The organism is Nitrospirota bacterium (assembly GCA_040756155.1).
Taxonomy (GTDB): Bacteria; Nitrospirota; Thermodesulfovibrionia; order JACRGW01; family JBFLZU01; genus JBFLZU01.
This window is the reverse complement of the sequence record JBFLZU010000047.1, coordinates 1-26,395: the sequence shown is the minus strand read 5'-3', so window position 1 is coordinate 26,395 and position 26,395 is coordinate 1. Positions and strand designations below refer to the sequence as shown.

The window sequence follows — 26,395 nt, the reverse complement described above, 5'->3', positions numbered from 1 at the left end:
CTGTTTTCAGCAAGCACCTCTGCAACGGCAGAGCCAAGTCCACCGTGAATATTATGTTCTTCCAGAGACAAAATAATGTCGTGCACTTCAGCAATTTGATTAACAGCGGTTATATCCAATGGCTTGAGGGTGTGCATGTTTATTAAGGTAGCACTAATCCCTTTTCTCGTTAACAATCCCAAAAGTTGTTTTCCCGTATATACCATGTTGCCGATTGCAAAGATGGCTAAATCTTTACCATCCTTTAATATCGTGGCTTCCCCGATTTCGAAATCGGGTTCAGCATCATAAACACATGGCTCGCCTGTTTTCCCTAATCTAATATACATAGGACCTTGATACCGAACTGAAACAGCAGCAAGTCTTTGTGCTTCAAAAGGGTCAGCAGGAACTACAACAGTCATATTTGGCAATGATCTCATTAGTGCCAAATCTTCGAGTCCGAAGTGAGTTATGCCTTCAAGACCGTAAGTAAACCCTCCCCCAACTCCAACAAGTTTGACATTTAATCCATGATATGCCACGTCAATCCTGACCTGCTCGAAAGCCCTCATCACAAGAAACGGCGCAATAGAGTAACAATATACGTTTTTACCACATGAAGAAAGCCCGGCAGCTATCCCTATCATATTAGCCTCTGCCACACCTATATCATAAAATCTGTCTGGACAATCTGCCCTGATGTTATCAAACAGTTTATATCCAAGGTCAGCGGTCAGAACAAAAATGGACCTGTCATTTCGTGCATAGTCTTCAATGGTTTGAAAGAATGATTTTCTCAGCCTGACAACTCCTTTAATGCAAGTTTATATTCTCCATCGTCTGGGGCCCTATAATGCCACAAAAGTTGATTTTCCATAAAAGAAACTCCCTTGCCCTTCACTGTATGTAGAATTATCACATTAGGTTTTTCAGGAGATAAAGAATTTAGTACATCAAAGATTTGCTTAAAATCGTGACCATCAATTTCCTGAACATGCCATCCGAAACTCCTCCATTTTTCATTAAGCGGTTCTAAATCTATGATATCTCTTGTGCACCCGAGTGCCTGCATTTTGTTGTAGTCAACAAGAGCAATTAAATTGTTCAGTCTGTGATGTCCGGCAAACATTATGGCTTCCCATACTGAGCCTTCATTTAATTCTCCGTCACTTAATAGCACATAAACTTTGTATTTTCTGTTGTCAACTTTGCCTGCAAGTGCCATCCCGGTGCCGATAGATAGTCCGTGACCCAAGGAACCTGTTGTTATCTCTATCCCGCAATTTAGATTGCGGGTTGGATGCTGTTCAAGTGTTCCGCCGTTAACAGCAAAACCTTCAAAAGCATTTTTGCTTAAAAAACCTCGCTCTACCAGAACGGCATAAAGTGCTGCACAGGCATGACCTTTACTCAATATAAACCTATCCCTGTCTGGGTTATGCATATTTTCATGAGAGACATTCAGAACTTTGAAATATAGAGCTACCAGAATTTCAACAACTGAAAATGACGGGCCAATGTGAGGGCTCTTTGTTTTATAGATTAAATGGAGTATAGACTTTCGAATTTTTTTTGATAAAGAAATAAAATCTTCTGAGGCGATTTTATTCATGGAGTTATCAAAAGTGACTGCTGGATATACTGTCTGTTTATCCGATGACCGCATAGCCTATATATGGGTCGAATTCCACTCTTTCAATTTTTAGTTTGTTAATACATAATGTTTCTAAAAGTGCCGTACTTTCTCCAGGCCAGATTGGGTTGTCCAGTTCATCAAAAGCTATGATAGCGCCTTTGGGCATTCTCGGATAGAAATTTTCAATAGCTACTTTTGTTGGTTCATATAAGTCTAAATCCAAAAAAAGCAAACTAACGACAAGATGCTTATTATTGGAAATAAATTCTGGAATAGTTTTTGTGACATCACCTTTAATCAGTTGGATTTTATTGATATGTCCTAAAAACCTATTAGAATCATATATCTTAATTAGCTCAATTAGTTCATCAAAGGAATTTGAACTTAGTTGCCCCCTTTTCATTTTCATTACTTTGTTTGAGTCCCTCTTGCTTACTTTCGGAAAACCTTCAAAACTGTCAAAACCATATATGCGACGTGTAAGATTAGCAGGTTCTAAAACGGCGCTGATGTTTGCCCACGCCATCAAACTGAATCCTTTAAATACCCCACACTCTACAATCGATCCTTTAATTTGCAGTATTTTTTTGAACAATTCGTAAAGTGCAAGTAGTCTCGTTAATTTTTGTCTCTTTACATATTTAGGAAAATTGTCTAATTTGTCTTCAATACTGTCAGGGCAGTTACTAAAAACCTTTTCAAGTTTTTTCCCTACCTCTCTTTCTATCTTGGTTCTGAATCCACCTTCCGGTCTGATTTTCCCCATTGTATTTTCTCCTAACTTGCAAATAAGGCTTTTATAGTTGCAAAAATTATCTTTAAGTCAACCCAAAGAGACTTTTTTTTCACATATTCAAGTCCGAGCCTGAGTTTTTCAGGAGCAATTTTCTCAAGATAATCTTTATCTGGCTCGGTGCTGCCTTTCAGGATTTCTGACTCGTTTTTGAATTTGATAGAAGCATAGTCAGTTATCCCAGGTCTAATACTTAAGAGTAATTTTTCCTCCTCACTGTATAATTCAACTGCCCACGGTACTTGGGGTCTGGGTCCCACGAGACTCATTTCACCCTTTAAAACATTTATGAGTTGCGGCAGTTCATCAAGTTTGTACCTCCTGAGGAACTTTCCAATTCTTGTAATACGTGGGTCATCATCTGCTGTTGATGAGCCACCAATCTTCTCTGCATTAATGACCATTGTTCTGAATTTAAAAATCATGAATGATTTTCCATACCTGCCGACCCTTACCCCACGATAAAATACTGGCCCTTTATCCTCTTTCTTTATTAAGATTGAAATTCCTATCAAAAGAGGGCTCAAAAGAAAAAGTCCCCAAAAAGAAAAAATGATGTCAAGCAGCCGTTTCAACTTTTAATAATAGATTCTTCCAGAACTTTTGCGAGATGACTACCCTCAACAATCCCCAGAGGGAGCCTATACCATAGCCTATGTGAAGAGATGCAAAAACTATTGGCATAACCACAAAGTATTTAAAATCTTTATGCAAGAGCGCAATTTTGCCTGAAAAGTAAAAGTTAAGTAAAGAATAAGATAAAATTATCGCTGCAAACAGCCAAAAACCCAGCAAACTCAAAAAACCCGATGAACTTGATAAACCCCACAAACAAAATGAACCTATTAGAATTGATACAAATGCAAGGGGAATCAGGTGCCTCCAAGAAAATAGAATCCTTCCAAACGTTAAAGGGTAGGTGATCCAGAAGCCGTTATCGAAATTATGTTTGCAAAAGTCACTGAAATTAGACCGTGCATAATAATAAATTTTAATTTCTGGAACAAGAAGAATCCTGCCTCCTGCCCTCCTCAGTCTCGAATTAATAGCAACATCTTCACTCCTTGCGATGTTTTCATCATAAAGCCCTATACGGTCAAATACTTCCTTTCTATAACATCCACTAAATGCTGTATCAGCCCAAACCGGTTCTTTAGTGCCTATCCTAAAAAGCGAATTGCCTACCCCAAACGGATTGGAAATTGAAAGAACTATGGCTTTACTAATAAGTTTATTGTCACGGGAAATAGCAATAACTACTCCCCCAACATTGTCAGCATTATATCTGTCTAAATATCTAATACATTTTGATATATAGTTTTTTTCATATGAAGCATGTGAGTCAACCTTCATGATAATTTTGCCTTTTGCATTTTTAATCCCAATATTCATAGCAGATGGGATAATTTTTTTCGGGTTCTCTAATAGTCGGATAAATGAGTACTGCCGGGTATATTTTTCCACAACACCCCGTGTCTCATCCACACTCATCCCATCAACAACCAAAACCTCAAGGTAGTCTTTTGGATAGTTATTCTCTATTATAGAGTCAAGACATTTACCAATAAACCTTTCTTCATTACGACAGGGGATGATTATGCTAACGTCAATTACCATTTCAGGATTTCAATGGCAAAGCAACTCGTTATTTCTCTGCACCACGTGAAAATTTCATTAATCTCTGCCCGGTTAAACCACGGTTTACAAAAAGGTTATAAAGAACAGAGGCAAAACGGCGGATACCCATTGAACGTATCCTGAAAAAAATTTCCCTCTTATAGTAAGTCGGCTTCAGATAAAACTTATTTCCGTACGCCAACTTCATCTTTTTCATAACAATGCTGCTATTTACCTTATAATAAGCATTGAGCAAATCCCGCTGTGACATGGCTTCGGTTCTCATAATAGGCAGAGGGTCCCCCACAAAATGAAAGGCTGCATTAAATTTAGAATAATCAATATTTTTTAACCAGCCTTTCTCTTTTATAATCCTATAAATCTCAGTTCCGGGGAATGGGACCGTAATAGAGCAACCAACATAATCAGCATCTAATTCTTTTATAAAACTGATTGTGCGATTTACCGATTCCCACGTCTCACCTATATTGCCGACCATAAAATATGCCTCTGTCAGTATCCCTGTCTGCTTTGTCGTGGTAAATGCCTTTTTAACCTGTTCGAGGGTGATGTTCTTACCGATCTTCTTAAGTATCTCCTGGTCACCTGATTCAACCCCGAAGGAGATCAGCCGGCAGCCTGCTTTCTTCATGTAACCAAGCAACTCTGGATCGACTGTATTGACGCGCGACTTGCATCCCCATTTTATATCCATGCCGGAATCAATAATCATCCTGCAGAGGGTGATCATGTTCCCCTTTTTCACCGTTGCAGTATCATCAATAATCTGGAAATAACGGGCGCCATAATCATTGTAGAGCCACTGGATTTCCCTGAATACTTTTTCTGGATCGCGGAATCTCAACTTTCCGCTGGATACGACATTAACAGCACAGAAGTTACATTTGTTCGGGCACCCTCTCGATGTCAGTACGGGGAAAAACCTTACTTCATCATGCGGAGAATCTTTATCGGCATATCTGAAGGAAAGGTCAGTATATTTTGTCTTTGATAAATCTTTCCAGAAGGGAAGGGGAATCGTATCAATGTCTTTGATGGGTTCACGCGGCGAGTTAAGCATAATCCGCCCCTCTTTTTTGAAACCCAGCCCCTTAATGCCTTCAAAAGATGTCTTGTTTGTATTAACCGCTTCGGTTAGCTCGGCCATAGTCATCTCACCCTCTCCAAAGACTGCAAAATCAACAGCAGGCTGATTCAATACCTCCTCAGGCAAAGAACTTGTATGTACACCTCCTGCAACCGTGATAATATTATTACTGACAGATTTCACCATTCTGAAACATTTCATGGCTATCTCAAACTGCGTCGTAAGAAATGATATGCCCACAATACCGGGATTGAATTCTTTAATTTTTTTCCTCAGCGTATCAACAGCGTGTACGGGCGGTTGAGTCCCGAGGTCTATCAGGCGTACATCATGATTACATATACCATGGAGATAGGACGCAACATACGCAACTCCTAAAGGCGGCTGAGGAGTATCATTTACCACTGACGGGTGTACAAGCAAAACTCGCATAACTAAATATTCCGCTACCCCTTAACTTTAGAATATGTTTCCAACCAATTAAATTGATAAGTTACCATTAATAAACCTACCAGTATCCAATACGATTCAGCTGTTTTAGCTGCGATAAAGGCATCGCAGGCAAAAGATTCAATACATAACAGAATTGTCCACATAAGGCTGGTTAACCCGATAATTTTACAAAATGGAGAATAACCATCACGGTAAGTCTTGTAAGAAAATTTAATAACCAGCCAGATGAGATATAAAAAAACGAGTAACCCAATTATCCCCATTTCAGACAATATCCCGATATACTGGTTATGTGCCGTCCCGTACAAATCCTGGATAATAGACAGGTCGCCGGTTATAGATTTCCCTAAACCTGTTATTGGACTAATTGCAATCGCTTTAAAATAATTAATATACACCTCGTTAAACCTTTCATTTTTGTATGCCTCTATTAATGTGTTTATGTTTAAGATACGCTCTGAAAACGGATCTTCTTTTACCATACCGAAAAGAAGCGGAATCACTAAAACTAAAAGTATCAGTATGGCAATAGATTGATATTTTTTACTATATTTTTTGTTGGAGAAAAAGATGAAATAAAACCAAACCGGCAGCAGAAAAATGGTTCCCCAAACACTACTTCTATTAAAACTTCCTATTAATCCTAAAAAAGACAACGGTATGCAGATAAAAGATATCAATTTAATAGATTTTTCTGATATAAAGATAAAGACTATTGCACAAAGAATTATTATCATTGAAAAATAATTACCTACAATAGCAGAGGAGGTTTCCCCTATAGTTGCAATCCCGTAATGTCTGTAAACATCGCTGAGATCACCCACCCCTCTACCGATATTGCCTGAAACAATCTGATAAAAGACATAAACACCATTTATTACCCCACCGGTCAAAAAAGCAACGATTGCATATTTTAATCCTTTGTAATCTTTAATAAAATTGATTGTTATGATGAAGAAGAAAAAGTATTCCACTTCTTTAAAGTAAAAAAAGAAGGCCCTTACCAGTTCAATCCATCCGGCCCAAAGACCAATAAAAGTTGAAATGAATGCTACCGATAAATAGACCAGCACAGGCTTCCACAACGGAGATAAATAAAGCTTTTGCGGTTTAAACGCCGAATATAAAAGCCACGAGATTATCAGCAGTACTATTAAAAAATCTTCGTATCTTAAATCAAACAACTTCCCGTACTGCAATGTTCCCACGTGTATCCTTGGCCCTATTGATACAGCTAAAATCAACAAAAAGATCGCGAACTCTTTGTATTTCCTAAGACCATAAAAAGGCAAAATAGGCAATGATAAAATACAACTTATCACGTTTCTATACTGTCAGTAGTTAAGCGTCCCCGCTCTTTCATTTGCAACAGATATTCACTTCAGGCACATCAGAATAAACACACACCTGACACAGCGGCAATTTTCTATTAAGCATAATGTTGTTCCTGAACTGGACATAGTCGTTTCTGTGCCATATGTCACAAAAGTTTTCCTCTATTGCGTTACCCTGCTTGTACTCCCCAAGGATATCAAAACAGCATATGTGAACATTCCCGTCGCTGGCTATTACAGGCGAATTGATATTAGGACACAAGCCGGTCTTTTTAAGAATCACGCTACCATCTTCGCATTTAGTATAGCGGCAGATATCATGTGTCACGGGTAGATACTCATCAATTAATTTTCTCCTGTAAGATTCATCGCCGTGATGGTCAATAAACATGGACTTGATGCAAACACCATCTGCCGAGATAGCTTCACTCAGTTTAATAAATTCATCTATTTCAGATTCATTCTTTTTTGTCACAACCATCTGTAAAATAACTTCAGGCGTATTCTGTTTTCTCCTTTTTTTCTCCTCTGCTAGAAACTTAGCCCTCTGCAATGCCGTGTCAAAGTCCCCTCCTATCCTCATTGCTTCATAAATGTCCTTATTAGTTGCATCCAAAGAAATAATTACTTCGGCAGGTTTAGCCTCTAATAATTTTATTGCATTCTCCTCTGTTAAAAGCATTGCATTTGTGGACAGACCAACAAGTATATTCTTTTGATTGGCATACTCTATCATTTTATAAATATCTTTATTTAACAGCGGCTCGCCGCAAAAACTAAAGAAGATTTTTGAACAAAAGAATTCTATATCATCTATTATTTTTTTATATTCTGTGTAGCTGAGAAAATTATTTCTGCGCCGTTCATATGCTTTATACGCCCAGCACATAGCACATGAAAGATTACATTTACTCGCTGCCTCTATCATAAGAGAGTTTGGATAACCGCTGACTTTACAGTAAAAAGACTTTTTTATAATCCTAGCGACCTTTAACGGCCCTCTGGTCCTGCTGTACCGGATCAGCTGCGCAAGTCTTCTAAATTTTCCTGCGATAATCCCCATATTATTGTGAGTCAGCAACTTTTCTAATAAGTGCGTCTTCTAATCTCATTCTTTCTTTCCATGAGATTACTTTTTCCTCAAATGTTTTTTTTGCATTCCGGCCTATTTCCCTGCTCCACAACTCATTGTCCAGAAGCTTTTTAACATTTAGCGGCAGTTCACTTTCAATATCGTCGGTTTTTACAAGCAGCGAATTATAGTTGTTTTTCAGCAAATCTTCTGTGCTCCCGTCATCCAGAGTTACAATGGGCAAGCCAAAATACATAGCCTCTAATAACTGGTTGCCCAAGTTGCTAATATCATAAAGGGTCATAAAAATATTCGATATTGTGAAATACTTGTATACTTCCCGGTGCGGCACCCCTCCAATAAATCTTACCTCATTTTTAATCCCCAGCCTTTCTGTCAGTTTCTTTAAACTCTCCATTTCCGGTCCCTCACCTATAATAATAAGTGCCACATCATTCATTTTAAATGCCTTGATTAATTTATGAACACAATTAATCCCCCTGTCTACTTTTTTCCATTTTGATAATCTGGAAATCATTATAATTATTTTTTTCCCTTTCAGCCCCCGTCCCTCCTTAAATTTATCCGGCTCCCAGCCTGCAGGCAATACAAGATCGTCTATGTCTAATCCATTCATCCAAAAATGAATTTTACTTTCATCAATACCCATTAATTTGAGTTTCTTATCCCCCCGCGTTCCATCATTTGTCATGATGACCGCATTGCTATAACTTTTCATGCCGCATATTATGTCCAGGCATAAAAACCTATTTTTCAGCGTCAGCAGTTCTCTTTCTTTAATATCCGATGCCCCATAAAATCTTGTAACGACTGGTTTCCTGTAAATTCTGGCTAACAAACTTGCAACTAAAGCGCCTTGATAATTTAAACCGTAAAAAATATCTGGTTTCTTTTTATAAAAGTAGTATGAAACTCTCGCAAACTCAAAAGGAAGGTAAAATAAAAATAATAGTATTATATAGAACACCCGCCCCAAAAAATTATATTCTTCTCTTTGAGCCGATCTGCCCTCTCCATTTCTTCCCCACCTGCCGATTGTGTCCTTGATGTTTTTCCCGGCGTAAAGGATATACGATAACCCCGCCGGCAGCCTGTGGAATTCCACACCCGAATTAAAAATTTTTTTAGGATTTTGCAGGGTCGCATAATTTTGGGGCAGAAAAGAAAAGACAGAGATTTTATGACCGAATTCTGATAAATGCTTAATGGTATTTTTCATTGATTGGTTGCCGGCAATCTCTATCTCAGCTAATCCGCTTACCATATAAATATGCATAATCCCCCCCGGAGATACTTCTGTTTTTAAAATGTGCTATTGGTTTTTAAGATATAAAAAGCGAACCGGCATATTAATCTCTTATAAAAGAAAATCTGCTTTTTATGAAAGAGCTGCTTATATATTTTATTTTTTTCCATGCCCTTCTGAATAACATTGGAGAGTTTAAAGTTATAACCCCAGATTTCCACGCCATATAGCTCTGAAGCACCATTCCCAGCATGCGGTGCTTCATTAATTGTTTTATTGAAATTCCATGCATAGAAATACTCGGTTCCCAGACATCGTATTTGTATGGTTTCCTAATCAGATTATATTTTTTTGCAATATTAAACATCTCGGAGCCAGGAAGCGGGGTAGCAATCTGCCATGACATCATATCTATTAACCCATCTTTATGCATCTTTCTTGCCATTTTTAAGGTGTTGTCTACTTCTTCCGGCGTCTCCCAGCAAAGCCTATCATCTTCTTCCCATATCTGGTAACACATTAACCACGCATAGATATTTATCCCGTACTTTTTCAGCATCTTACAACTGTCAATTATCTGTTGAACCGTTACATGCTTTTTAATTCCATCCAGTACCCTTTGGTTAAAAGTTTCAATGCCTAAATTAATCATCCACACATTTATATCCCTTAATGCCTTTGCTAACTCTTCAGTAACCTTATCCGCCCTTAAATTACATTCAAAATGTAAATCTTTATAATTTAAATCTTTGATTGCCTTGCATACTTCCAATGTCCATCTCAAATCAGAATTAAACTCGTCTGCTCTTATCCATATCTCCCTAATCCCTCTGTTATAAAGTAATGTTATCTCTTCTTGTATTTGCTCTGGCGGACGAAGTCTTAACCAAGGTTTTGATGACCTCCAGACAGGGTTAGAGCAGTACACACAATTAAACGGGCAGCCCCTGCTGAAAATCATTGCTGTATTAGGAAAACCTTTAGCTATCGCAAGTCCTACATAATCTTTAAAATCAACCATATCCCATGCAGGTATTGGAAGGGACCCAAGGTCTTTAATGTGCTGACGGGGAAGGGTTAATTTTATAGAACCGTTTTTTTTATATGCAATACCATTAATTTTAGACAACGTTCTTTTGCCGGACTGAAAATATTCTACTAATTCCAATGTGGTCTGCTCACCTTCGCCGATTACGCAAATGTCTGCTTTGGAATCTGTTAATACCTCCTCGTAAGCCGCTGTGGGATGCGACCATCCGCATATAATTGGGATATGAGGGAATCTGTCTCTAACGGCATTTATAGTCTGATATGCAAAAGGCGACATTAATGTTGCAAAAGAAATGCCATAAACATCCGGTTTCATTTCTTCCAGCTTTTTAAGATACTCCTGTATGCCGATATTACCCCGCAGATAAAACATATTCAGATTGCTCATATTCTTGCGGAGATAACTGAAAATATACAAAATTCCCAAATGAGGGAAATTCGTAATGCCGTGCTCAACCATCTTGCCATCAATATTTGCAGGCTCACCTATTACAAGTCTCATATTTACACTATTTATCTCAGATTCAGTCAGGTTTAGGATTCACCAGAGCCAACACTGACAATCCTATTTTTCAACTCAACCATCCACCCCACGTTCATTTTCCACAGAAGAAAACAGTATATCAATAAAAAGCACACTTCCATGATAATTGCAATTTTTACAATTTGCATACCGTGGTAGGTAATCTCAAACCATTTCTTTGCGATTAATGCAGCAATAATAAAGAATGCATTCAGCAACAAACATCTGAAGACCTCCAGTGTCTTATACCGAAACCGATAAACTTTAAAAAGGTAAATAACAGTAAGCGAACCGAGCATTAAATAACCTCCTGCCACTCCTATAGCTAAACCCAATATCCCAAATCCTGTTTTAACTAAAATTAGGGAAATGCATAGTGTTGTTATAAACGATATATAGATGTGATAGGCATTCACTGCCCTCTTTTCAATAGCATCTATTACCGAACAGAACATTGCATAGATAAGGTAGGGGACGAGCACGATAAGAAATACCCTTGTCGGAAGAATGGCGTCTATATATTGTTCACCAAGCCATATAAAAATAATCCGGTCCGTCCAGAGAATAAGGTGGAGGGTTGCAAATAAACCCAGATGGAAAATAAAAGAGAGAATATCATTTGCCCTATCACTTAGGAATTCGTTCCTGCCTTCCGCGAATAGCTGAGCTACCTTTGGAAGGGTAACTATTCCAAAGACCCCTACTCCCCCCTCCACGATTCTGAAAACACACTGCCCCACTATGACATATCCTGCGTCCTTAAGCGATATAAAGTGAGAGGCAAGAAAAGGGCCAATGGTCATAATACTGGCTAAGGCTATGCCTCCGGGGATTCTTGGAAAACTATATTGAGAAAGCTCTTTTAAATGACTCCATATTTTGAGGGAATTCCTCCTTATTAAAAGAGCCTTATAGCCATAAGAAATCAAAGGAATTACTGTAGTAAAAGATACCAGTCCCATAAGGAAAATTATTAGGTCAACTTTACCGGATTTATGAAAAGCGAATGCAATGACTGCAGGACTGACTGCCATTATCGTCAACTGCCATAGGTTAGCTTTGCTCATTTTCCCAAGCCCACGGTAAAAACCGTATAAGACACTGTATAATGAGTACCCAATGACCATAACCATACTTGCAGTAAATAAAGAAGAATAAGCCCTATCATTAAAAATTAGAACTGTCAATTTATCATTGAATATCAGACCTAAGGTTAAGAGTATAAGGCATGATGTGGAAATTAAAATCAGCCCACTTAGGAGATAGCTGATTTTAATATGGTAATCTTTTGTAAGAGCCACATACCTCGGTATTGCCACGCCCATAGCAAGAGTAGAGAACGAAATTGTAGTTGATAAAATATTCCTTGCCAGCGAGTAGGCACCAAACATCTCAGGACCTAAACCTTCTGCTAAGAAGCGTGTCACGACAATAAGTGAAACTACCGTTGTAATAAATGTTATTGACGTAAAAGTCATATCTTTAATAAAAGAACTCGGTTTAATTATCCTTTGCATATTGTAAAGTTACTGTAGGCAACATGCATTACAAAATTGAATATAGACAATTAATTAATAAGGGAGTTTATCTCTATAATTAATAATCTTTCCAGGATTACCTACTACCACAGCATTAGGCGGTACGTCCTTAGTTATTACGCTTCCAGCTCCGACAATGGCATATTCTCCGATAACTACACATGGAAGTAATGTGCTGTTTGCTCCGATTATTGCATATTTTTTGATATGTGCACTCTTCAATTCTTGTTTTACATTAGGAGATTTGGGATATTTGGCATTAGTAATTACAACATTTGGTCCTATCCAACACTCTTCCTCAAGGATAGTATATTCTGGAATAAAAGCCTGCGTGTGAATCCTTACACCATTCCCCATCTTTACGTGGTGTTCAATTACCGATAAGGTTCCTATGCTCACATTATCACCTATTTCATTTTGCTCTCTAATGTTTGCCTTATTACCAGTTTGAAAGTTATTTCCTATCCTATTACCCGCGTATATTACAGTGTGTGATCTAATTATAGCATTGTCACCTACTACTGTTTTAACTTCATGTGTATCATTGCCAATAGGAGGTATTCCAATTATTACGAAATCCTCTATAATGCAGTTTTTGCCCAGTTTCACATTAGGATAAATTATCGCCTCTTTACTTATCATTGATTACTCCAAGGCGACATTTCCTCGGTGTGAATCTTAAGAAAACCTCTTTCCCTGTCTCTGCTGATTCATAAATGGCACTTATCAATTCAACGGACCTTCGACCTTCCAATCCATCAACTAATCCCTTACTATCATTTTTTAAACTATTTATCACATCTTTAAAAAATTCGGTGTGATTCCAAGCTATTTGATCGGGAACTTTTGCAAACTTCTCCCAAATATTATTATCCATCTCATCAGGTTCAGCAAAATTCCAGGTTTTAAGCTCGTTCATAAAGAAGCCACCAACCTCAACAGTTCCCTTCTCTCCGAGTATGCTCATAGAACCTTCTAGGTCCCTAGGCCTTGTTGCGGTTGTCGCCTCAATTATACCCAATGCACCATTTCTAAACTTTAAAACAGCGGCTGCGGTATCTTCAGTTTCTATATTAACTAACCTTGTAGCAGTTTTAGCTATTACACTCTCCACTTCTCCCATCATCCATATCAGTATGTCTATATGATGGCTTGCCTGATTTGTTAAAACACCACCATCTAAAGCCCATGTGCCTCGCCAGGGTTTCTGGTCATAGTAGTCCTGACTCCTGCTCCATCTAACCCTAACCGTTCCCATCACAAGTTTCCCAAACCGGCCTTTATCCAAAGCCTCCTTAAGTTTTTGAATTGGTGGATTAAAGCGATTCTGCTGAACCACAAATATTTTCAATCCTTTTTTATCACATTCTTCCAGCAATCTATCAATCTGGTCTAACCTCAATGCTAATGGTTTTTCAACAACAAAATGCCTCCTGAAACGAATTAATTCCAATATGTTTTCAGCATGGTTTCCGGATGGAGTTAATATATTAAAAATGTGTGGATTCTCTTTCTCTATCATTTCTGAAACATTGGTAAACGCAGAAATTGAATACTTTTCACTAAAGGTTTTGACAGTTCGTGCATTAATATCATAAGCACCAACCACTTCTGCATTGTCAAGTCTATTAATGGCTATCACATGTTTATTGGCTATTGCCCCACAACCGATTAGGGCAAACCTTATCTTTTCCTGTGCCATATCGTTTTACACTCTCCTTATTTACTACATTTATTACCTGCTCTATTACATAATCAACTTGTTCATCTGACATGTCCCCATGAATAGGAAGACTCAAAATCTCATCCTTTAGTGAATAGGCAACCGGAAAATCTATTGGTTTGTGTCCTAAATAATTGTATGCTTTCAGGCGAGGTAAAGGAATCGGATAGTGAATACCTGTTGAAATTCCCTTATTTGCCAAGAATTCTCTTACTTTGTCTCTGTTCTTTACTCGTATCACATAAAGATGATAAACATGTTTCACATACGGCAGGACCTTCGGTGTTTCAACAACACCTTTTAATCCTTCATCATACATTTTTGCAATTGTCCTTCTTCTCTTATTCCACTTTTCAAGATATTTTAATTTGACATCAAGAATTGCGGCCTGTAAGCCGTCAAGACGACTGTTTACGCCTTCAATTTCATGGTTATATTTTTCTATTCTGCCATGGTTCGCATACATTCTGACTTTAGTGGCAAGTTCGTCATTATTGGTTACTATTGTTCCTGCATCTCCATAAGCACCAAGATTTTTTGCGGGGAAAAAACTGAAACAAGCACAATCTGCAAGTATTCCAACATTTCGGCCTTTATACTGGGCCCCATGTGCTTGAGCAGCATCTTCTATTATATATATATTGGATTTTTGAGCAAATTCAATAATCTGATCTATATCAGCAGGTTGCCCATAAAGATGAATAGGTATAATTGCCTTTGTTCTATTTGTAATAGCTCTCTCAATCTTCTTGACATCAATATTGTAGGTTTCTTTATCACAATCTACAAACACCACTTTGGCTCCTGTCATTGTAATTGCCTCTGAAGTAGCTATAAAGGAATTCGCAGCCGTGATTACTTCGTCTCCTTCATGAATGCCCAAACCCCACAAAGCGATAAAAAGGGCGTCTGTCCCGTTACCTACCCCTATACAATGTTTAACCCCAATATAATTTGCATAATTCTGCTCAAAAGTTTTTACATATTTCCCACCAATAAAAGCCGAGTCCTTAATGACGTTCTGGATTGCATTGTCAATCTCGTCCTTAATCAAGTCATATTGTTTTCGGAGGTCAACAAAAGGTATTTTCAATTATCTATCTCTATTTTCTTCAATTCTATCAAATATGTCGCTGAATAAAGGCCTGTGGTTGTCTTGAATGATTTCCTTGATAGTTTTGTATCGGGGTTTGTCTTAGACCTGTGTGTATCATTGCTGATTTTTTCCCCAACATGCGGATAATCCTCACCCGGCTCCCAAGGCTTATTTTCTACAGGGTTTTCTTCCTCGATCTTCTCTATATATTCTTTAGAGTTCATTGTTACTACTATTGGCTCAAGACTTTTAAATGATGCATTAGCCTGTACATACGTGCTGTCTACTGTCAGATGTTTCCCTGTTAATAGTCCTCTGGATATGCATTGCGTCACTATCTCATCAAATATCTCCTGAAATATGTTGCTCTCTGAAAACCTCTCATGACGATTCTTTGAAAATGTCGAGTGGTCAGGGACTTTGTCTTCAAGGTTTAATCCTACAAACCATCTGTATCCTACATGCATCTTGACTTCTTCGCATAAACGACGCTCTGAGGTTATCCCATAGAGATACCCTATAAGAAGCATCCTCAGCAGTATCTCTGGATCAATTGATGGTCGCCCTGTAGGGCTGTACAAATGTCTTACTTTGTCCCTTATAAAATTGAAATCAATATGCCTGTCAACAAGTCTTAGCAAATGATTTTCAGGAACTATATCCTCCATTCTTACGTAATAAAACATTGGTTCAACTCTTTATTTTTCTCGTAACAATTGCACCTCCTTAAATCCAAAGTTGCAATAGTCTAGCACTTTGGAATGTCAATGTGAAGTATTTTACGAAGTATTTTTAGAAGAGTTTTTCAACAGGCTGTTTAATCTTGTCATTTGAACAAACATACAGGCTGACAAGCGTGAAAGCTGTCAAGCACAATAGCTCATTGTTCATAGCTTATGGAAGATTTAAAAAAGGAAAAGGCTACTTTTACCAGATGACTTCCTATAAATCCACCAGCACCACAAACTAAAGCCTTTTTACTCATTTAAAATTTCCTCCTTCTGCTAAAATGAGTCCCTTGCAAGGCTTGAAAAAGCCTTATAAATAAAGGGTTTTGACAACATATTATTATTTAAATCCTCCTTTAACTATGATAAGAGTCTTGCACCAAGTTCATGTGTATCAACATAAATATGGTCTATCCTTCCTGTGTTAAAGGTGCTTGCCTTACGGATAAGTCCATGAACCTCATAGTCCTTTGATAAAAGTAGTTCAGCCAGATACGAGTCATCCTGACCAGTAATGCCAGTAATAAGTGCCCTACGAGAGGCTGAGGTTGGTATGCTTTCAGGAGCATTATAGCTTGACATTGTTTCTTAATTTCTTATATACTTAAAGTAAGAAAACAAGAAACTACAGGAGGTAAATATGGCAGTTACAAAGATAGGGCCGAAACACCAGATTACAATACCAAAAGAGGTCTTTGAGTCCCTCCACCTCGATATCGGGGACTTTCTTGAAACGCAGGTCAAAGACAATGTCCTGATACTAATCCCTAAGAAATTAATACCAAAAGACCAAGAATGGTTCTGGACAAAGGAATGGCAGGAGAAAGAAAAAGAAGCTGACGAAGCTATAAAGAAGGGTGAAACCCTTGGCCCTTTTTCTAAGGCATCTGAAGCAATTAAGACTCTCAAGAAGACTAAGGTATGAAGATTATATTTACCAAGCCTTTTGTGAGAGATTATAGAAATCTCCCTTCTAATATCCAGAGACTGGTTGATAGACAGATTGAAAGGCTTATTGAAAACCCAAAACATCCTTCTCTGCAGACTAAAAAGATCGAGGGGCACAAATCTATTCTGGAAGCAAGAGTTACCCTTCAATATAGAGTGACATTCCAGATTGCTGGAGACACATATATTCTTAGACGGGTCGGAACACATTCTGTTCTCAAGAGACCATAACTGTAGGCGCTCTATCAATCAGGAAGCAGTAACTATCATTTCCGAAATAATCTCCGTTCTGGACATCTATTATATGCAGGGGGATGATTCCAGGATTCTCAATCCTGTGTCTTGTTGAAATCGGGATATATGTGCTTTCGTATTGTAGCAACAAGTCTTTCTCCAGCAAATATAATAGAAGCACTGCTATCTATATCTATAAAATTCCCTCTTATGATATTTTTCATAGTATCTCTATCCAGCACTTCGTTCAGGTCACTCCAGCTGCCTCAGAGGCAAATACGCCCTTCTTCCCCCTGGAATTATGTATGCATCTAATCTATCCCTGATTCTATATCAAAGATATCGGGAATATTACCCCTTTTAAATAATGTTAATATGATGAGGAAGACAACTAATAGCAGGAAGATTGGTATGAACTGAACCAAAAGTATTATCATTTCAAATATTTCCTTTAATCTTTTCAAAGACAGGCTACCGCCCTTCAGGTCTATATGACCTGTCGATGACTAAAACAATAGTAAGAACCAGTGCCGTCCAACAACAATCAGAGATGCTTCGGCGAAGCCGAAGAATCTCGTATTAATAATAAATTACATCCCGCCTCATCCGGATTTAATCTGTAGGAGGAGCCAACGCCTCGCCCTACATTAATGGTGATGGGTTACTGCCGCCTCTCCCTTTGTTGCTTCGGCTATCGCTGCAATCACTCCAGCTGCCACCGCGGCTGCCCCTACTATAGCTGCTGTACTCACACCTACAACAGTAGCCGCTGTTGCACCAATAGCTATGCCTGTTGCGTTCAACCCAGCTGCTATGGCAGAGGGCGTTCCGACAACAAATCCTCCACCTAATGTGGCAGGGATTTCTACTGCTATCTGTCCTGCTGCAAGTGTTGGTGTTGTTGCAGAGAATGTGATGCCGGGCTGTGCTATAAATGACTGAAGCTGTGCGTCTGTCATCTGGACTACCTCACCAGATGGCAGGGTAACTGCCACTGCTGCTTCTGCCTGTGCATCAGCAATACCCTGAAGCACAGGGGAAAGGAGATATACTGCTACCAGTAGAAACACTATGATGAACCGATTTTTCGCTATATTCACCTTTCCTCACCTCCCTTTCGGTATCTCTGAGAGAGTCACCAGAAATACCTCCATTATTTCAGCCTCACATGGTGAGGCGGGATGCCATATATAGGTTTAATCCTTCATTTCATCCAGTCGTCCCTTTATATCCGCTGGATAGAGGTTAAACATGTATGAACCGAGCGTTCTCCACTGGCTTACTAACTGCCCTGTATCCCTTGTCCATGGTGAGAGGGCATATGTATATTTCTTTTTAGAGTCGTGGTCAAAAAACATATTTGCAGGGATCGTTATACTGAATCCCTTGTCATGGTATCTCTTTCCTCCAACATAATCTTTCATGTCAGTAACACTGTACCAGAAGCCAACAGTCACTCCTCTCTTTGTTCTTGCGATATCGAACCTTACTCCATCATCTCCTGCAAGGAATCTTCCTGCCCTTGCAGCTGCAGTAAGATCGAGCCCTGGTATGCGATAAAGGGTGTTGAGGGTAGCTGTGCTGTAAGATGTGTCTTTTAGCCTGAATGTATCTACAGGGTCTCGCTTCTTTACACTGGTTACCTCTGCACCAACAGCGAATCTCCCTTCTCCAAGCAGATGTAGTATCTCACCAGAGATCCCTGCATATTCGTTTTCAAGATAGCCAAAACTCCCCCTTGCCAGTGTTCTGTCTCCAAACCTTATCAATTGATTTAATACAACAGCATCGAGACGGAGATTTTCTCTTCCGATGTAATCTACGATGTCGCTTCTTACAGGGTCTTTGCTTATTGGGGGCTGGTTTGTGCTTATAGTGTTACTTACAGGTAGTCTTACAATACCGAAAATATCAGCCCCATCCCAGAGGTTTACTGTTGACCATGCATCCATCGTTAATCTGTATTTAAAAAAGCCTGATGGGTCATTCCAGTATGTCTGTAACCCGGGCCATGCCCCTTTTGTAAGTCTTTCGAAGCTCCCCCTTTTTAGTTCCGTAGCCGCAAGTGGAAAGTCCTTTATCTCAGGTATCTCTGTTGATACCTTTATCACATCCTTAAACTCCTCTGTGGTTATTTTGTTATTAAAGAAATCGATTATCTCTTGCGGCTTGGCTGAGGTTGCTATTGTAGGGATATTTCTCACCTTTGTAATCGCATGGATGTTCTCTATGTCTTTCGGCGCCTGTGAGACCACAGTGCGCAAGACCCTTCCCAGAGCCTTTGCCTCTGAGAGGTATCTTGTATTTTCATATTCGACGAATATCTCCTTATCTGTTAATTTCACTTTTACATTTGCAAACCCCTGTCTAAGGAGGTATCTCTCAATCCTTTCAGCAGGATCTGATGGGATGACCTCTCTGAGAGACCGTCTGTCAACAGGTCCAGTGAATGGATAATCTGGCTTCCATGGAAGCATCGGTTTTCCAAGACCGAATGTATAACTTAACAAAGCCCCTAATTTTTCTCCTCGCTGATATGAGAGATTGAGGACAAGCCCCTTTGATATCCTTATCCTCGTGCCGATGTTTATCTCTGACTTCGCCCTCTCCACAACCCTTTTGATATCCTTTTCATACTTAATCGGGTTCTTCTCTATAAGAAAGGAGACAGAATCAGATGCCTTGAACTCAGCACCGTAAAATAGCCCTTTTAATCTGCCCCTTCCATAGCCAACAGTAAGATCAAATGGGTATATCTGCCTGCTGAAGGTTATATACTCAGAGTTAAAGAGCCTTGTTCCCTGTATGTCCTGTGCACCTATGGCAATGGCTGGAAGAGGACGGCTCTCATTCAGGATCTGGTATTTTATATCGACTGCCTTATCCTTATCGTTACCGTATCCCGCCCATTTAGCCCCTGTAGCCTTGAAGCCAAGGAATTCTGTAATCCTTCCATTGAGTTCGAGTCCAGGGAGAAAACCAAGGGTTCCAAAATAGTATCTGTAGGGATGCGACTGTCCAACCCCAGCCCTTACATCCCAGTCATCTATAACCCTTGCAGTAGGGATCTCCATAAGCCCTGTTCCTCCCCAGTATGCAGGGTGTTTAAAGTTATCTGAGGCAAAGCTCAAAGAGGCTGATTTCGTTAATATGCCCGTTATCATTATTACTATCAGCCCCCATCTAACAGCTTCCAAGATGAGGGACTCCTTCCTGGACTGAGCGAACCGAACGTCAAAATAGTGCAATCAGAACACCAGCGGTCACAGCCATCTGAAATAATATCTGTGTTATGTCCTTTATCTCCCTGAGCCATGCTATTCTTTCTATTTTCTCTGGCACAACTATCGTGTCACCAGGGTCAAGACGTGTATTTGAATAATCAGCCACCTCCCAGCGGTAGTTCTTCTCATTCCAGTTAATGCCCCAGCCTCTTAACTGGTCAGGTGCGATTGCAGAGCCATCAGTCTTGAGAACATAAGTTCTCTTTGTGTCAGCAAACTCTGTAGGTCCACCTGCAAGTGAGATGTATTGCGAAAGTGATGCCTCTGGATTATAGAGAAATGCAGTCTGGTTATATACAGAGCCGATTACATTCACCGAACTTGGTCTTGCAGGGATAAAGAGACTGTCTCCATCTTCAAGTTCTATGTCTGATATACTCTCTTTGAATCTCTCAAGACGGCTGAGATGTATGACCATCCTCCCCTGTGGCCTTATCCCCTTAAGTTTTGTGATAAGTTCCCTTTTCTGCTGCATCTCGGTCTGCTTTATCTTTGCCTCATCAGGGCTTAGTGCTGCTGCAACCTCTGTTGTGCTAGCTGCAAGCAGGTCTTTCTCAAGCCTGCTTATATACTCATCAAGCATCCTCTGCTGAAGAGACCTTACAGATTCCCTCACAAATACCGCACCTTTAAGATATGCCTTGTCAGTAAACCCTCCAGCCCTCTCAAGAACAGACGAGAACCTCTCACCTTTCTTAACAATGTATTTTCCAGGAAATTTAACCTCTCCTGAAAGGACTACAAACTTTTCTATCCTCCAGTCAGGTATGCGTTTTACAAACAACCTGTCATAAGGCTTAAGGACTATATTATGAGCGGGATCCCCGGCTAATGCCTTTCTCAGGTCTATCTTTCTGTAATCTATCCTTACAGCCCTTCCACTATCTATTATGATATGAGATGAAATTTCAGCCTCATCAAGGAATGCGGATTCAAGGATATTCCCTGCTGCAAATATCAGGTCGCTTACCTCCATATCTTTAACGAGCTGATACTGCCCTGGTTTCAATACATCTCCTTCGATGGATACTGTGTGTTTATACTTTTCTTCCCAGAGAGAATGGATGATTATCCTGTCTTCATCCTGAAGGGAGAGATTCTCTTTTGGATCTTCAGCCATTGCAAGACCTACATTGAAATAAACCTGCGACGCCTCTCTCTTTTCGTTCAACCTGATTATTTCGCCTTTCTCAAGATAGGCATCCTTTGTGAGCCCACCTGCTAGAAGGATGGCATCCTTGACTCTGGTTTTTTCATCCAGGTTAAACCTGCTACCCTTTCTCACCTCACCCTCTACGGTTATAAAGGGCTTATCCTTAAAGAACCATTTTGAAAATACATAGATAAAGTCCTGGGGCATTAGCTCAATATTATTTGAGGCATCATCCTTTAGAAGAAGAGCGCCAAGGTTAAAGGGTATTAGATGCGTCTCAAGTCCTGGTGGATTTAATCTCTTGATCAGGGCATATTCAAAATGGGTCTCCGGTAATAGCTCATTAGAATCCTTTATCAGGTTCTTAACCTTCATTCCTTCTTTATACTCGTATTTCCCTGGCCGTTTTAAATTCCCATAGAGATAAACTACATTTACATCCTTATCAACAATGGGAAAGACCTTTACTAAATCGGCATCCTGAAGGATGAAATCCTTTGATTTAGTTAAATCCTTATCATCGATATCAATAACCACCTGTTTTTCATTCTTCTGTATCCTCTCAACCTGTATCTGCTGGGTGTATGCGGTAGGGATTATTCCACCTGCAAGATCAAAGAGGCTCATCAGGTCAAACCTATCCTTAAGCTCATAGATTGCAGGTCTTTTCACATTCCCTGCAACACCAACAAGCGGTCCTGCTGTCTGCACAAACACAACATCCCCTGCCTGTAATATCTTATCCTGTGACTTATCGCCTTTAAGGAGTAGGTCATAGAAATCAAGCACAGAAATGACCTTGTCCTTTCTCTTCAATTGTATGTTTCTTAACGAGCCTATCTCTGTAGGTCCTCCTGACAGGAGAAGGGCATCTGTTATTGTGGAGAAAGAGCCGATTGTATAACTGCCGGGCCTTCTTACCTCACCAAGTACAAATATCGGAATGCTCTTCAGTGCCCCCATCGTAACATTTATATTTGCTCCAACAATCTGCTCTGCCTGCTCCATGAGATAGTTCTTCATGGTATCAAAACGCATCCCTGCTACAGTAAGGGGACCTATCTGCGGTATTGTTATATTACCGTCTCTATCAATAACAAGGTTATACTGGGCATTGACCCTTCCCCAGAGAAGTATCTTTACCTCATCCCCTGGTCCTACTATATAGTCAGATGGCACAGGGATGTCCTGCCTCTGAGTCAGGACTTTCACAGTTGCCCCTGTAAAGAACTCATAGCCAAAAGGCATTAACCCAGTAGAGATATCCTGATATTCCCCTATAACCCTATAGCGGTCAAAGAGGGATTTCCTTTTTTCTGCTTCTGTGCTGATCACTGTCTTTTCTATGACCTTTGGAGGCTCTTTCTTCTCAGGCTCCCTCTTTTTCTCTAAAAGCTCTTTGCCTCTTAAGATATCTTCAGGGGTTAATCCCTTAAATTCAGGTCGGCTCTTTAACTGCTCTATCGCCTCTGGTGTGAGAACACCACCAGTTTTCTCCATCTCTGCCTGCACAGCCTTTCTCTGCTCTATCTGCTGAGTGGTTTGAGGACTGATTGGTGATGTTGAGGGCTGTGATGGATTGCCTATCTGTATCACCTGAATGCCTTTTTGGGGTGTGGCAGTGGGTTGTGCATCCTGTTGTTGAGAATAGGCATCGTTGTTGAAAATAAAAATAAAGAGAAAAAGGAATAAAGCCTTTGTGTTTTTTTGCCATTCTGATCTCATAAAGAGGTTATCTCCTTCCCTTTACCTTTAATCTTCTCAAGATACTCCTTGAAAAATGCTATGAAGATCCCTCCAAACAATGAGACAACAAAGGATAGTATCAGGTTTAATCTTATCTTCGGCTTGACTTTTTCATCAGGAATCTTTGGTGGATCGAGCACCTTGAAGGCAAAATTCTCCTTTACCTCAGCCATCATGGAAGTCTCTATCTGCTGGGCAATCAGGGCATAGATCTTTTGTTTTATAAATGGGTCTGAGTGTTTATCGATCAAAGACTCTAAGTATTCCTTGTTTGTTACAGCAACCCTTTTTGCCTCACTGCTCATATGGTCAGTAAGTTCGGTCAGAAAATAACTAAGTATATCTGTGGCAATCTTGGGGTTATTAAACTGAACTGATAATTCAATTATGTTTTCCTTTTGATTAAAATTTACCTTGAGTATGTCTTTTAAAGCCCTTATGCCCATCCATGCCTTTTCATTCTCTGTCTTTCCTGAAGGATTCTTTTTTAACAATACAGGCAGAAGGTTATATCTCTTGATTACTTTTTCCTTTAAGATATTGCTTTTGAGAAGATTAACTACCTCTGATATATTAGAAGAAGGGGGAGTAGTAATACCAAATTGTGCAGCAATAGCACCCACGCCACCCGATTCCCTTGGTTGAACAGCAGGGGTGATAACTGCCTTTGCTTCATAGATCTTGGGCATCAAGAAAGATACAATGCCAGTTGTCACTACCGTGATTGCAATAATTACGAGGATAAGCTTTCTATGCTTTTTAAGAACATTGATATAATCTATAAGATTTATTTCCTCATAACTACTTTCTTTTGTTTCCATTGTTAACTACCTTCATAACCTGATTCTCCGTTAGGGTAACTGTTACCTTTGGGTCAAATTAGAACCAATGATAGCATAGTGGTTCAGATTGTCAAGCAAAAAATAAAGGTCTTTTGCCTATCTTGGTGACAATCGAAACCGAAATGGATAATAATTCTTTTAAGAGGTGACTGTTTATGAAACCTGATCTTGGAAATTTCATAAGAGATGCGATAAAGAATACCCCGAAGATGTCACTCAGGAATCTGGAGAGGCTTTCGGGTGTGAGCCATTCTGAACTCTGCAAAATTATGAACAGGACAAGAAAGACACCAAACCCAGAAAAGCTAAAGAGTATCGCCCCTTACATAAAGGTAGATTATAAATACCTATACTATCTTGCTGGTTATATTGACGAAGAAGACTGGAAATGGATAAAGAGATACCGAAGGTCAGATTTGAAGGCGGGGGTTGTGAGCGAACCCGAGCAAATCTATAGTGCAGAGAAAGAGCTATCTACGGAAGAAGTAGAACTGCTCAATAATTTCAGGAGGATTGAAGATATGGAATCTAAGAGGTTAATCTTACAGCAGATAAAACTGGCTTTGAAGGCAGAAGGTAAAAGCTAAATTGCCGATCATTTCGGCCAAATTGTCCAATTTTTTAACGCTTTTCTTCATATTCATTCGGTGGAGAGGTCAACCTATCTTCTGCATGATACTCCAATATCTCCAATAAGGGATTGCCTCAACCATGAGCTTTTCTTTCTGAAATTTTTTTCCTGTATCAAGGGTAATGAGCAATGCTTTCTTTATATTGTTCTTCTCAAGGAATTTGAAAAGGGTCTTAACATCATCCCTGCCTATCCTCTCTTTTATCTTAATCTCAATCGGCAGAATACTTTTATTATGAGTATGGATTATGTCGATCTCTTCTTTCTGCGGTGTCTTAAGGAAAAACCTTGCATCAAGGTTATTTACAAAAAACTGCTCCACAACAGATGGCAAATCGACCTGAGGGTTCAGCGACAAAGTAAAAGATGTATTGCAGGGATAGAGCTTCTTTACCTTTTTTTCGCTTGTAAGAAGGTTCCTTGAATAGTTATAGAGCTTCTGTAAAAACAAGGCATATTCAAGATATGATATGTAATTGGCAATCGTCCTCCGATCAACATCCAGATCATTGCTGAGGTTTTTATAGTCGAGATAAAACCCCGGCCTTGATGTAGTAATAGTTAACAGTTTCATTAGAAGCTCAGGCAGGTCAAGTTTAAAGGTCTGTGGTATATCAACAAAGATAACCCGCTCAAGCAAACTCTCCTTAAAATATTTTCTTAGCATATGCTCATCCATATCAAGGGCTTCAATGAAACCTCCTGTCTTAAGGAACCCTGCCATATGTCGCCTTAAATCCTTCTCGAATATCTTTTCCCTATCTCTGTCTATCCTTACCCCTTTGAAATCAAGATACTCCTCAAAGTCTAATGGCCTGATTACAAAATCAAAGAATCTACCTGCCAGGCTTTCTCTTGTACCTCTCCACATGGTTATCTGGGCTGAGCCTGTCAGAAATATTTTTAATTTTGGGTTTGCATCATAGAGAAGCTTTACCTTTGAAGGCCAGCCCTCAAGCTTCTGTATTTCGTCAAGGAATATAAAAACCTTTTTTTTAGAGATATCCTCATGGAGTATATCTGTCTCATATTGTTTGATAATGGCTTCCAAGTCATACTTCATCTCATCGAATGAGAAATATAAGACGTTGTATGGATTTACTCCCTTTCTGAGGAGTTCGTCTATGATCTGATACATCAATGTTGTCTTGCCAACCCTTCTTAACCCGGTAAACAGCACAATCTGACGCTTCTCTACATACTTGAAGATATTGCTAAATATCTTTCTTTTCCTTCCAAGGAATTCAGCGGATACCTTTCCATCACGCCACCATGGGTTAAAGTTTTGCAATTCCATTAGCTCTCCAATGTCATTAAAATTAAATTTCAGTTACATTATATTGAATTTGAATAATATAGTCAAGTAAAACCCTCCTAACTTATTTCCATAAATAGCGACAATTCCCCTGTAAACCCCGCACCACGGGCTTATGGGACACCACCTGGGGTATCCCACTGTAACACCCGTCGCTTTCTGGTGGTGCGGGGTAAATTTTTAGCAGACACATGGTTTGTCAAGTATCAGCTTTATTCCCCACCCCGGTATCAGATTTATTCCCCACTTTTTCCAGGTTAAATTATAAAACTCGTCCTGAAGCTTTGTCCATAATTATCACAAAATAATTTCACCCCCTTCT

24 protein-coding genes and 2 pseudogenes are annotated in these 26,395 nt (G+C 39.4%); 3 read left to right on the top strand and 23 right to left on the bottom strand.

The annotated features are described in order from the left end of the window. From AB1488_04505 to AB1488_04430, 16 genes and pseudogenes are all read right to left on the bottom strand, one after another. A partial coding sequence (locus AB1488_04505; protein MEW6409357.1) for a transketolase C-terminal domain-containing protein occupies window positions 1-728 on the bottom strand: 728 nt, incomplete at its 3' end. A gap of 50 nt (window positions 729-778) precedes the next feature. After that, window positions 779-1,594, bottom strand: a complete 816-nt coding sequence (locus AB1488_04500) for a transketolase (GenBank protein MEW6409356.1) — start codon at window positions 1,592-1,594, stop codon at window positions 779-781. 37 nt (window positions 1,595-1,631) lie between these two features. Then, window positions 1,632-2,384, bottom strand: a complete 753-nt coding sequence (locus AB1488_04495) for a TylF/MycF/NovP-related O-methyltransferase (GenBank protein MEW6409355.1) — start codon at window positions 2,382-2,384, stop codon at window positions 1,632-1,634. A gap of 11 nt (window positions 2,385-2,395) precedes the next feature. Continuing rightward, the gene (locus AB1488_04490) at window positions 2,396-2,926 is read right to left on the bottom strand and encodes a sugar transferase (GenBank protein MEW6409354.1); all 531 of its coding nucleotides are present in this window, start codon (window positions 2,924-2,926) and stop codon (window positions 2,396-2,398) included. A gap of 43 nt (window positions 2,927-2,969) precedes the next feature. Further along, complete coding sequence (locus tag AB1488_04485; GenBank protein ID MEW6409353.1) at window positions 2,970-4,028, bottom strand: glycosyltransferase family 2 protein; 1,059 nt, start codon at window positions 4,026-4,028, stop codon at window positions 2,970-2,972. A gap of 28 nt (window positions 4,029-4,056) precedes the next feature. Beyond that, window positions 4,057-5,568, bottom strand: coding sequence for a radical SAM protein (locus tag AB1488_04480; GenBank protein MEW6409352.1), 1,512 nt, complete (start codon window positions 5,566-5,568; stop codon window positions 4,057-4,059). A 14-nt stretch (window positions 5,569-5,582) separates the two neighbouring features. Then, window positions 5,583-6,797 carry an O-antigen ligase family protein gene (locus AB1488_04475; protein ID MEW6409351.1) on the bottom strand — a complete coding sequence of 405 codons (1,215 nt, stop codon included), beginning with the start codon at window positions 6,795-6,797 and terminating at the stop codon, window positions 5,583-5,585. A 151-nt stretch (window positions 6,798-6,948) separates the two neighbouring features. Then, window positions 6,949-7,986: a radical SAM protein gene (locus AB1488_04470; GenBank protein MEW6409350.1), complete on the bottom strand. Its 1,038-nt coding sequence runs from the start codon at window positions 7,984-7,986 to the stop codon at window positions 6,949-6,951. A 1-nt stretch (window position 7,987) separates the two neighbouring features. Continuing rightward, entirely contained in the window at window positions 7,988-9,292 is a 1,305-nt protein-coding gene (locus tag AB1488_04465) for a glycosyltransferase family 4 protein (GenBank protein MEW6409349.1), read from the bottom strand. A 73-nt stretch (window positions 9,293-9,365) separates the two neighbouring features. Continuing rightward, complete coding sequence (locus AB1488_04460) at window positions 9,366-10,772, bottom strand: radical SAM protein (protein MEW6409348.1); 1,407 nt, start codon at window positions 10,770-10,772, stop codon at window positions 9,366-9,368. A 74-nt stretch (window positions 10,773-10,846) separates the two neighbouring features. Continuing rightward, window positions 10,847-12,352 (bottom strand): lipopolysaccharide biosynthesis protein, encoded by a 1,506-nt coding sequence (locus tag AB1488_04455; GenBank protein ID MEW6409347.1) that lies wholly within the window; start codon window positions 12,350-12,352, stop codon window positions 10,847-10,849. 54 nt (window positions 12,353-12,406) lie between these two features. Further along, window positions 12,407-13,015 carry a DapH/DapD/GlmU-related protein gene (locus tag AB1488_04450; protein ID MEW6409346.1) on the bottom strand — a complete coding sequence of 203 codons (609 nt, stop codon included), beginning with the start codon at window positions 13,013-13,015 and terminating at the stop codon, window positions 12,407-12,409. Then, window positions 13,005-14,075, bottom strand: a complete 1,071-nt coding sequence (locus AB1488_04445; GenBank protein MEW6409345.1) for a Gfo/Idh/MocA family oxidoreductase — start codon at window positions 14,073-14,075, stop codon at window positions 13,005-13,007. The genes AB1488_04450 and AB1488_04445 overlap by 11 nt, the downstream gene beginning before the upstream one ends. After that, window positions 14,020-15,189 (bottom strand): DegT/DnrJ/EryC1/StrS family aminotransferase, encoded by a 1,170-nt coding sequence (locus tag AB1488_04440; GenBank protein MEW6409344.1) that lies wholly within the window; start codon window positions 15,187-15,189, stop codon window positions 14,020-14,022. The genes AB1488_04445 and AB1488_04440 overlap by 56 nt, the downstream gene beginning before the upstream one ends. Before the next feature lie 179 nt (window positions 15,190-15,368). Further along, a pseudogene (locus AB1488_04435) lies at window positions 15,369-15,878 on the bottom strand (transposase). Between the two features lie 411 nt (window positions 15,879-16,289). Further along, window positions 16,290-16,502: pseudogene (locus AB1488_04430) on the bottom strand (GDP-mannose 4,6-dehydratase). Between the two features lie 58 nt (window positions 16,503-16,560). Between AB1488_04430 and AB1488_04425 the strand changes: the two are divergent. Both AB1488_04425 and AB1488_04420 read left to right on the top strand, forming a co-directional pair. Continuing rightward, on the top strand, window positions 16,561-16,845 hold the full coding sequence (locus tag AB1488_04425) for an AbrB/MazE/SpoVT family DNA-binding domain-containing protein (GenBank protein ID MEW6409343.1): 285 nt from the start codon (window positions 16,561-16,563) through the stop codon (window positions 16,843-16,845). Continuing rightward, window positions 16,842-17,099: a type II toxin-antitoxin system RelE/ParE family toxin gene (locus AB1488_04420; protein ID MEW6409342.1), complete on the top strand. Its 258-nt coding sequence runs from the start codon at window positions 16,842-16,844 to the stop codon at window positions 17,097-17,099. The genes AB1488_04425 and AB1488_04420 overlap by 4 nt, the downstream gene beginning before the upstream one ends. Here the strand turns inward: AB1488_04420 and AB1488_04415 are convergent. The 6 genes from AB1488_04415 to AB1488_04390 form a co-directional block, all read right to left on the bottom strand. Beyond that, the gene (locus AB1488_04415; protein ID MEW6409341.1) at window positions 17,086-17,250 is read right to left on the bottom strand and encodes a hypothetical protein; all 165 of its coding nucleotides are present in this window, start codon (window positions 17,248-17,250) and stop codon (window positions 17,086-17,088) included. The two genes, AB1488_04420 and AB1488_04415, sit on opposite strands and share 14 nt — an antisense overlap. Further along, window positions 17,198-17,326, bottom strand: coding sequence for a hypothetical protein (locus AB1488_04410; GenBank protein MEW6409340.1), 129 nt, complete (start codon window positions 17,324-17,326; stop codon window positions 17,198-17,200). The genes AB1488_04415 and AB1488_04410 overlap by 53 nt, the downstream gene beginning before the upstream one ends. A gap of 423 nt (window positions 17,327-17,749) precedes the next feature. Beyond that, window positions 17,750-18,202 (bottom strand): hypothetical protein, encoded by a 453-nt coding sequence (locus AB1488_04405; protein MEW6409339.1) that lies wholly within the window; start codon window positions 18,200-18,202, stop codon window positions 17,750-17,752. A gap of 96 nt (window positions 18,203-18,298) precedes the next feature. Continuing rightward, window positions 18,299-20,299, bottom strand: coding sequence for a YjbH domain-containing protein (locus AB1488_04400; GenBank protein MEW6409338.1), 2,001 nt, complete (start codon window positions 20,297-20,299; stop codon window positions 18,299-18,301). 37 nt (window positions 20,300-20,336) lie between these two features. Then, a complete protein-coding gene (locus tag AB1488_04395) occupies window positions 20,337-23,264 on the bottom strand; it encodes an SLBB domain-containing protein (GenBank protein MEW6409337.1) in 2,928 nt (975 codons plus the stop codon). Further along, window positions 23,261-24,106, bottom strand: coding sequence for a Wzz/FepE/Etk N-terminal domain-containing protein (locus AB1488_04390; protein ID MEW6409336.1), 846 nt, complete (start codon window positions 24,104-24,106; stop codon window positions 23,261-23,263). Before AB1488_04390 ends, AB1488_04395 begins: the two co-directional genes overlap by 4 nt. Before the next feature lie 176 nt (window positions 24,107-24,282). Between AB1488_04390 and AB1488_04385 the strand changes: the two genes are divergently transcribed. Continuing rightward, the gene (locus tag AB1488_04385) at window positions 24,283-24,714 is read left to right on the top strand and encodes a hypothetical protein (protein ID MEW6409335.1); all 432 of its coding nucleotides are present in this window, start codon (window positions 24,283-24,285) and stop codon (window positions 24,712-24,714) included. Window positions 24,715-24,783: 69 nt separating this feature from the next. Here the strand turns inward: AB1488_04385 and AB1488_04380 are convergent, their stop codons facing one another. Next, on the bottom strand, window positions 24,784-26,055 hold the full coding sequence (locus tag AB1488_04380) for an ATP-binding protein (GenBank protein ID MEW6409334.1): 1,272 nt from the start codon (window positions 26,053-26,055) through the stop codon (window positions 24,784-24,786). Window positions 26,056-26,395: the final 340 nt, after the last annotated feature.